Source organism: Pseudogemmobacter bohemicus, from assembly GCF_003290025.1.
Lineage (GTDB): Bacteria > Pseudomonadota > Alphaproteobacteria > Rhodobacterales > Rhodobacteraceae > Pseudogemmobacter > Pseudogemmobacter bohemicus.
The window spans coordinates 662,442-670,900 of the sequence record NZ_QNHG01000004.1 but is presented as its reverse complement, the minus strand read 5'-3'; the positions used below and the strand labels follow the sequence as shown (position 1 = coordinate 670,900).

Below are 8,459 nucleotides of genomic sequence, written 5' to 3'. Positions count from 1 at the left end.
CTGGCTGAAGGCGGTGATTGGGCTGTCGCTGCCGGTCATGGCCTATATGTCGGAATATGTGCGGGGCGCGATTCTGTCAGTGCCGACCGGGCAATGGGAAAGCGCGGAATCGCTGGGCTTCAGCCGGGGCCAGACGATGCGGATGGTGATCCTGCCGCAGACGGTGAAGCGCATCCTGCCGAACTGGATGAACCTTTACGCGGTGCTGACCATGGCGACGCCGCTGGTCTCGATCATCGGGGTGGATGACATCATGGGCTATACCCGTTCGGCGCTTTCGGCCGAGGGCAGACCCGACATCCTGATCCCGATGTATCTTTATGTGCTCGGCTGGTTCTTCGTCTACTGCTACCCGATCAGCCTGATCACTTCCCGGCTTGAACGCCGCTATTCCGTGAAATTGTAAGGACTTACGATGGCCCATACAGATGGAAAATGGACAGAGGCGCAGCCCATCGTTTCGCTGAAGGATGTGCGGAAATCATATGGCACGGTGCCGGTGCTGAACGGGATCAGCCTCGATATCATGAAGGGCGAGGTGGTTTGCATCATCGGGCCGTCAGGCTCGGGGAAGTCGACGCTGATCCGCTGCATCAATGCGCTGGCCGATATCCAGGGCGGCTCGATCCAGGTCGAGGGCCAGGAGGTGCATGATGCAAAGCTCGACAAGCTGGCCCTGCGCAAGAAGGTCGGCATGGTGTTCCAGCAATATAACCTCTTCCCGCATAAGACCGCCTTGCAAAACGTGATGATGGCACCGGTCAAAGTGCTGAAAGAGGATCGCGCCGGGGTCGAGAAACGCGCCCGCGAGCTGATCCGAAAAGTGCGGCTGGAGGGTAAGGAAAACAGCTATCCGGGCGAGCTTTCGGGTGGTCAACAGCAGCGTGTCGCGATTGCCCGCAGCCTGGCCATGCGGCCCGACATCATGTTGTTCGATGAGGTGACGGCGGCGCTTGACCCGGAAACGGTGAAAGAGGTGCTGGTGACGATCAAGGATCTGGCCGCCGAGGGCATGACCTGCATCCTCGTGACCCATGAAATGGGCTTCGCGCGCGAGGTCGCCGACCACATCTACTTCACCGATAAGGGCGTCATCGTCGAACATGGCCCGCCCGCGACTTTCTTCACCAATGCCTCAGACCCGAGGACACGGCAGTTCCTCAGCCAGGTTCTCTGAGCCCGGGGCCTCTCCGCATTCGCAGGTTGATCGCCTGCCTCCAACAGCCACGGCGCGGGCCTTGTCATGCGCCGTGGGCATTCCAACACTCTGAGAACAGGACTTCCGGGCATGGCTCGTATCGAAACTGATGGTCTGGGCGCGCGTGAGTTGCCCGATGCGGCGCTTTATGGCGTCAACACTTTGCGCGGATCCGAGAACTCGGCGCTTGGCAGCCTGACAATCGGCGACCACCCGGGGTTTGTGCGGGCGCTGGCGGTGATCAAGAAGGCGGCGGCGCTTGCCAACCGTGAGATCGGCGTGCTGGAAGCGCCCCTCGCCAATGCGATCATTGCGGCCTGTGACGAGTTGCTGGCGGGCCAGCACCATGACCAGTTCATCATTGATATTCTTGAAGGATCGGGCGGCACCTCGATCAATATGAACGCGAATGAGGTGATCGCGAACCGGGCCTTGCAGATCCTGGGACATGCCGCCGGAGATTACGCGACGCTGCACCCGAATGATCACGTCAATCATGGGCAATCCACCAATGATGTGGTGCCATCGGCGCTGAAACTCGCGGTTTATGAGGCAGCGCAGCCACTGATCGCGGCCCTGTCCCATCTGGCGGATGCCTTTGCCGGGCGGGCCGCAGCCTTTGGCGATGTGCTGAAGGTCGGCCGGACCTGTATGCAGGCGGCGCAGCCGATGACGCTGGGTCAGGAATTTGGCGGCTATGCCAGTGCAGTGCGGCGGCAGGCCGGGAAGATTGCGGCGGCGGCGGATGAGCTGTTGCAGCTTCCGCTGGGGGGCAGCGCGATCGGAACGGGCCTCGGCTCTGACCCCGGCTATCCCAGGGCGCTTTACGCCCATCTGCAGGCTGAGCTTTCGCTGCCGGTGCGCCGCGCCGATGATTCTTTCGACGCAATGCAGAACTCGGACACCTTCGCGCGGGTGTCTTCTGAGATCCGCATCGCCGCCGAGACCATTGCGAAAATCGCGCATGACCTGATCCTGCTGTCCTCGGACCCGCAGACGGGCCTTGGCGAGATCCGCCTGCCGGCGGTTCAGCCGGGCTCTTCGATCATGCCCGGCAAGATCAATCCTGTTCTGCCGATGATGATGCAGCAGATCGCTTTCGCGCTCGCGGGGAATGATCAGACGGTTGCTCTGGCCTCGATGGCCGGGCAGCTTGAGATCAACCATTTCGAGCCGGCCATTGCGTCGCGCCTCTTTGAAAGCATCCGCCTTCTGACCCGGGGCAGCCAGCTTTTCGCGGACAGATGCATCAGCGGTATCGAGGCCCGCCCCGAGCGGGCGCTTGAGCTGCTGCTGAATTCGCCCGCTCTGGCCACCGTCATGGTTTCGGAACTGGGATATTCGAAAGTCTCGGCAATCGTGAAGCAGGCTGAAAAAGAGGGCGTCTCCTTCGTCAGCAAGATGGTTGAGATGGGCCTGATGGACCGCGCGCAGGTGCTTGATCAATTGAAAAAGTCGGTTCAGCCCCCGGGCTGAGCCTTGAGCGCTGTCCCGGCCCCACCTGCCAATGCGCTTCCTGATGGGATCATTAGATTCCATAAGGGTTGGAGGTGGGGGTTCTCCAGTCTGCACTGCTTGTGCAAATGGGCGTAAGGTATTGCCTTATGGTATGCTCTTCAGTTGCTTCTCCCGATCGAGATCTTCGCTGCCAATGAGATGGGCCGTCGTCGGCATTGGTCAGACGAGGACAAGGTCCGGATCATCGAAGAAAGCCTGCGGGTATTGCCGCCTATCTCAGGGCACCCTCACTGCCATCGCCCAGGGCCATCCGTAAACCCCCACAGGCCCTGGCGCCACCTGTCCCAGCGACACTTCTTTAAGGTAGTTTTTCTTCAGGAAGTCGATGAAGTTATCGCGGAACTGCCGGGTGTGTGCAGGACCTGATGTATCAAGGCAAATTCCTTGCCACGCAGACATACCGCCCGATCGAGACCTTCACCGTTCTGGTGCTCTTCTATCTCGCAGTTGCTTTTCCTGTCGGCCAACTGGTCGGGTGGCTTGAGCGGCGGCGCGGCATCGCGGGGTAACGCACAATGTCACTCGATTTTTCTGTCGTTCTCCGCTTCCAGGCAGCTCTGGCACTTGGTTTATCCGCGAGGTTCTGGCGCTGTTGCCGCCGCCCGGGTCCGTGTTCCCTCTGGATGCCGATTGGGGCGATGAGGGGCTGAGCCAGACCGAGCGCGTTTTCGGTTGGAACAGTTTCGCGGTCTTTGCGATGAAATCTGGGCGGCCAGAGGCCCCGGTGAATGCGATTTCGGGCAAGGCGCGGGCCACCTGCCAGCTGCGCTATGTTGTGGGCACCGATCCGCACGACATCCTGCCTGCGCTGCGGCGCCATCCGGAGCGCGAAGGGTTTTCCGACGTGGTGGTCTCAGCCACGCCGGGCTTTTGCTGCGGATGCTGCCCGCCATCGTCCATATCGACAAAGCCGCCGAACAGGCTGTTCTGGTCGGTCGAGCGGATGCGCGATGAACTGGTGGCGGGGCCGCCCGGCGGTTATCTGATCGCGCAGCATCTGGCGCATATGATGCTGGTGCAGGCGCTGTGGCTGCATCTGGCGGCGGCGGACCACGCCAACGCCGGCTGGTTCGCCGCGCTCGCGGATAAACAGATCTGCCAGGCGATCAGCGCCATGCACCGCGACCCGGCCCGGCGCTGGACGCTGCAAGAGCTTGCATCGCATGCAGGCATGTCGCGCTCGGGCTTTTCGCAAAGGTTTAGGGAGACCCCGGGCGAAACGCCGATGGAGTATCTTTTGCGCTGGCGGATGCTTATGGCGGCTGAGCGGCTTGAGACCTCGGGCGATCCGATTTTGGTGATCGCGCCGGCACTTGGCTACGAATCTGAAAGCGCCTTTAGCACCGCTTTCAGGCACGTTATGGGCGGGCCACCGCGTGATTTTGGCCGCAACGGCAAAGATGAGCCGCACATCCTCCGCTGCGCAATCAGGCTAAACTGTCCCATCGGCGCTGATGGCGGACAAATGGAAGTTTGTGCAACAGAGCCGGGGCGTATCAGAAATTTGACGCGCCCCGACCTGTTCAGAGGTTCAGGTCACCAAAAGCGGCGGCTCAGTTCGCCGGAGCCTGGACCGGAGGCTGGTTCCCGTTGTGGTGCTGGCCGTCATTGTGGTCGTCGTCGTCGTCGTCGTCGTTATGCCTGCTGGTATTTCCGGTGGTGTTGTTCTGGCCCTGCTTGTGACACTTTTTGGTTGCGTCATTGGTGTGCTCGGGGTCGTTCGCATCGTCATTGTGATGCGCGTTCTGGGTGCCTTGCGCCTGGGTGGTCGCCGGCGGGGTGGTGTCCTGGGTCGTTGCGGTCTGGGCGAAGGCGCCAACCGGGAGAGCGAGCACGAGAGCGATCGTCGCAAGTTTGAAGTTGTTCATCATGTTTCCTTCTCAATCCTATACACCATGACGGGCGGGGTCCTTTGCGGGAGCGATCTCCCTGCGCTTTGGCCCGCGCCGCCGAAAACAGGTTGCCGGGGGTTTTCGGTCCCTCACGGTTTCAACCTGTCGAAGCATGAATAGCCGCCGCAGGTTTCAGATGTTTGCCAGAAACAGGCCGGTTTGTGACCAGGTGTGGCAGTCGGGCCGGGTGTCACAGTCTGTTTCAATTTAGAATCCCCGCTGGCCAAAGAATGCTTTAGCTATGCGGCCATGAGCGCAGAACCCCATATCCTGATCGTCGATGACCATCGCGAAATCCGCGAATTGGTGTCGCGCGCCCTGATGCGCGAAGGCTTTCGCGTCAGCGAGGCAGGCAATGGTGTCGCGATGCGCAAGGTGTTGGCCACGGCTAGGCCCGATCTGATCTTGCTGGATCTGATGCTGCCGGGCGAGGACGGGTTTACGCTGTTTCGCGTTTTGCGCGCCGAATCGAATGTGCCGATCATCATGCTCACCGCCAAGGGCGACGAGATCGACCGCGTGGTCGGCCTCGAGCTCGGGGCCGATGACTATATTTCGAAACCCTTTGGCAGCCGCGAATTGATCGCGCGGATCCGTGCGGTTCTGCGGCGGACGCGCAATGTCGATACCACCGGCGACCAGCGGCGGCCGCAACGTTATCGCTTCGAGCGGTGGGTCTTTGACAGCGGCGCGCGGGAATTGGTGAATGAGGATGATGTCACCGTTGCCCTGAGCACCGGGGAATTCGATCTTCTGATGGCGATGATCGAGCGGCCCGGCCAGGTTCTGAGCCGCGATCAGCTGCTCGATCTGGCGCGGGGGCGCTCGGCCGGGGTGTTTGATCGCAGCATCGACACTCAGGTCAGCCGGTTGCGCAAAAAGATCGAACCCGACCCCAATGAGCCAAGGATCATCAAGACGGTCTGGGGCGGGGGTTATATCTTCTCCGCCGAGGTCGAGACCCTGCAATGAGCTTTGGTCCGCGCTCGCTTTTCGGCCAGACAATGGCCATTCTTCTGGCGGGCCTGGTCCTGTCGACGGCGGTGGGCGCCTGGGTCTATAGGGCGGATCGCGAGGAAACCGTCCGCATCGTCGGGGGCGTGGCGATTGCCGACCGGATCTCCAATCTCGCGCAGCTGGTGATGCAGGCGCCGCCCGATTGGCAGGAACGAATCGTCGCCTATTCGGGGGACGAGACTTTCGTGGTGCGGATCGAGAACAGCCCCATGACCGCAGAACAGCCCAATAACGACGCGGCGGCGGCGGCGGCGCTGGCGGAGCTCCTGGCGAGGCGGCTTGCGCTGCCTGCGGATCAGCAGCCGGTGGTGCGGATTTCGCGCTCGGGCTCGGGCTCTGGATCTGGCTCGGAAAAGGCCCGCGGAACGTCAGGGCATCACAGCGGCAAGGAGTCCGACGAGCACAGTGACGACAGCCCGACCAAGGCCCTGAGTGAGGCGGCGAAAGAGGCTGAGGAACACAAAGAAAAAGCGGAAGAAAATGACCATGACGAGGATGACGACTCGGAGGATGGCCACTCGGAGGGTGGCGCCTCGGGTCAGGCAGAATCGCAGCTCCATGTCTCCTTGCCCTTGCAAGACGGGCGCTGGCTGAATGTTTCCGGCGGCCTGCCCGGCGACCGCGCCACGCTGTCGAACGGGTTCTTCTTCTCGATGCTGGCTATGGCGGGGGTCATCCTCTTGGCTTCTGCCTGGGCGGTGCGGCGCGTCAGCCGACCCCTGGCCGAGCTTTCGGAGGCCTCGCGCCGGCTGGGAGAGAACCTGAATGCGCCGCCGATGCCGGTCCTCGGCACCACCGAGACCAAACAGGCCGCGCTGGCCTTCAACGGGATGCAAAAGCGCATCCGCGCCCTGATGGATGACCGCACCAGGACCCTGGCGGCGATTTCCCATGATTTCCGCACGCCGCTCACGCTTTTGCGGCTGCGGATCGAGACCATCGACGAGACCGAGGACCGCGAGCGGATGCTGGCCACGATAGCCGATCTCGACGCGATGGTCGCCGCGACGCTTGAGCTTGCGGTGGCGCAATCGAAGAAACCCGAATGGCGCCGGACCGATATGACGGCTTTGCTGTCGAGCATCACCGATGATTTCGCCGATGCCGGCATGCCGGTCACGATGGCGACCCCGACAGCTGACCAGAGCGCCAGACAAAGCTGGATGGCGGGCAATCCCATCGTGGTCGAATGCGACCCGGCGATGTTGAAACGCGCTATCACCAATCTGATCGAAAATGCGGTGAAATATGGTGAACGCGCCGAGGTGGCCATCTCCGATACCGCCGAGAACGTGGAAATCACCGTCAGCGACTCCGGCCCCGGCATTCCCGAAGAGGAATTGGCCCATGTCTTCGAGCCGCTCTACCGCTTAGAGGAATCGCGCTCGCGCGAGACCGGCGGTATGGGTCTTGGGCTTGCCATCGTGCAATCCATCATTCAGGCGCAACAGGGCGAAATCGTCCTGAAAAACCGCCCCGAAGGCGGCCTGAAAGCGGTGATCTCGCTGAGCAGAAAGTCTCGGCAAGCCCCTCCGGCCTGACAATGGCCGATGGAAACAGGCTGACAGCGCCCGCCTCATCGTCGGGGCGTACGGTATTGGCGACGAAGAGAAGCGCTGACATTCCAGCAGGCAGTCCAAAGAGAAACAGGCCCAACCCTCTTCCGATCCCTGTGTCAAAAAAATCCGCCACCGTCAAAACAACAAGAAAGCCGATCAGGAGGGCCGCCTTCAATATGATGCTGCCTGATGTCATCGATGAGCATCAGTGTTGCGGTTGGCCTGCGGTTTCTGAACGGCTAAGCTGACGGTTTGGCGCTGGCCTATGTTAATGCGGTTGCGGTTGGCCTGCGGTTTCTGAACGGCTAAGCTCCTCGCTTCTTCCGCATGGCGCGCTGTCTTGTTGCGGTTGGCCTGCGGTTTCTGAACGGCTAAGCTATCTGTTCCTGACGCCGTTCGTTTTCTTCAGTTGCGGTTGGCCTGCGGTTTCTGAACGGCTAAGCTCTCGCCATTGCGGGCGGCGGCGCTTGATGAGTTGCGGTTGGCCTGCGGTTTCTGAACGGCTAAGCTCTGGCCGAGATCATGGAGATCCTTGCTCTTGTTGCGGTTGGCCTGCGGTTTCTGAACGGCTAAGCTATCCAATCCCTTTTCAGCGCGCAGTATTTCGTTGCGGTTGGCCTGCGGTTTCTGAACGGCTAAGCTCGCCGATCCGCCCTCGGGCGAGATCGATCAGTTGCGGTTGGCCTGCGGTTTCTGAACGGCTAAGCTGCCGGGAATCGGATGCCCCCCTAATTCCGCGTTGCGGTTGGCCTGCGGTTTCTGAACGGCTAAGCTTTCAGCCTGGGCCGCCATATGATCGCCAGAGTTGCGGTTGGCCTGCGGTTTCTGAACGGCTAAGCTTTTTTGCCCGCCGTATCGCCGGGATATTGCGTTGCGGTTGGCCTGCGGTTTCTGAACGGCTAAGCTAAATGCCGAGCCCGGCACTTATCTGCCGCGGTTGCGGTTGGCCTGCGGTTTCTGAACGGCTAAGCTGCCGCAGCGCGATCCTGACCGCCTCGAACTGTTGCGGTTGGCCTGCGGTTTCTGAACGGCTAAGCTCACGCTCACGATCAGATCACGGAGCGCCTGGTTGCGGTTGGCCTGCGGTTTCTGAACGGCTAAGCTGGCTGGCGCATTGATGTCGATGCCATGATGGTTGCGGTTGGCCTGCGGTTTCTGAACGGCTAAGCTGCCGATGTGTGCCGCGTGTTGGAGATCTCGGTTGCGGTTGGCCTGCGGTTTCTGAACGGCTAAGCTGTCATGCTGACGAAGTAAGGCGGCACCCGCGTTGCGGTT

General features: G+C 61.3%; 7 protein-coding genes, 2 pseudogenes and 1 CRISPR repeat array. Of the genes and pseudogenes, 8 read left to right on the top strand and 1 reads right to left on the bottom strand.

The genetic code is table 11. From position 1 onward, the window contains the following. The 6 genes and pseudogenes from DRF71_RS22250 to DRF71_RS29550 form a co-directional block, all read left to right on the top strand. The coding region (locus DRF71_RS22250; protein WP_157971248.1) for an amino acid ABC transporter permease at window positions 1-406 on the top strand (406 nt) is incomplete at its 5' end. Between the two features lie 9 nt (window positions 407-415). Continuing rightward, entirely contained in the window at window positions 416-1,177 is a 762-nt protein-coding gene (locus tag DRF71_RS22245; protein ID WP_112312686.1) for an amino acid ABC transporter ATP-binding protein, read from the top strand. A 111-nt stretch (window positions 1,178-1,288) separates the two neighbouring features. After that, window positions 1,289-2,674 carry an aspartate ammonia-lyase gene (locus tag DRF71_RS22240; protein ID WP_112312685.1) on the top strand — a complete coding sequence of 462 codons (1,386 nt, stop codon included), beginning with the start codon at window positions 1,289-1,291 and terminating at the stop codon, window positions 2,672-2,674. Between the two features lie 395 nt (window positions 2,675-3,069). Then, complete coding sequence (locus DRF71_RS22230) at window positions 3,070-3,225, top strand: hypothetical protein (protein WP_198672314.1); 156 nt, start codon at window positions 3,070-3,072, stop codon at window positions 3,223-3,225. Between the two features lie 62 nt (window positions 3,226-3,287). Continuing rightward, window positions 3,288-3,569, top strand: a pseudogene (locus DRF71_RS28820) (M20 peptidase family dipeptidase); the annotation flags it as partial. Between the two features lie 90 nt (window positions 3,570-3,659). Next, a pseudogene (locus DRF71_RS29550) lies at window positions 3,660-4,094 on the top strand (helix-turn-helix transcriptional regulator); the annotation flags it as partial. 175 nt (window positions 4,095-4,269) lie between these two features. On the opposite strand, the gene DRF71_RS28815 reads toward DRF71_RS29550, so the two are convergent. Next, window positions 4,270-4,584, bottom strand: coding sequence for a hypothetical protein (locus DRF71_RS28815; RefSeq protein ID WP_232831644.1), 315 nt, complete (start codon window positions 4,582-4,584; stop codon window positions 4,270-4,272). A 273-nt stretch (window positions 4,585-4,857) separates the two neighbouring features. Between DRF71_RS28815 and DRF71_RS22220 the strand changes: the two genes are divergently transcribed. Both DRF71_RS22220 and DRF71_RS22215 read left to right on the top strand, forming a co-directional pair. Beyond that, window positions 4,858-5,580 carry a response regulator gene (locus tag DRF71_RS22220; RefSeq protein WP_112312684.1) on the top strand — a complete coding sequence of 241 codons (723 nt, stop codon included), beginning with the start codon at window positions 4,858-4,860 and terminating at the stop codon, window positions 5,578-5,580. Then, window positions 5,577-7,166: an ATP-binding protein gene (locus DRF71_RS22215; RefSeq protein WP_112312683.1), complete on the top strand. Its 1,590-nt coding sequence runs from the start codon at window positions 5,577-5,579 to the stop codon at window positions 7,164-7,166. The genes DRF71_RS22220 and DRF71_RS22215 overlap by 4 nt, the downstream gene beginning before the upstream one ends. A 228-nt stretch (window positions 7,167-7,394) precedes the next feature. Further along, window positions 7,395-8,420: a CRISPR direct-repeat array (repeat unit 36 nt; unit sequence GTTGCGGTTGGCCTGCGGTTTCTGAACGGCTAAGCT). Between the last annotated feature and the right edge of the window lie 39 nt (window positions 8,421-8,459).

Coding starts and splice junctions, on each gene's coding strand:
- DRF71_RS22215 (WP_112312683.1), top strand. CDS start 5,577: ATGAGCTTTGGTCCGCGCTCGCTTTTCGGCCAGACAATGGCCATTCTT.
- DRF71_RS22245 (WP_112312686.1), top strand. CDS start 416: ATGGCCCATACAGATGGAAAATGGACAGAGGCGCAGCCCATCGTTTCG.
- DRF71_RS22240 (WP_112312685.1), top strand. CDS start 1,289: ATGGCTCGTATCGAAACTGATGGTCTGGGCGCGCGTGAGTTGCCCGAT.
- DRF71_RS22220 (WP_112312684.1), top strand. CDS start 4,858: ATGAGCGCAGAACCCCATATCCTGATCGTCGATGACCATCGCGAAATC.
- DRF71_RS28815 (WP_232831644.1), bottom strand. CDS start 4,584: ATGAACAACTTCAAACTTGCGACGATCGCTCTCGTGCTCGCTCTCCCG.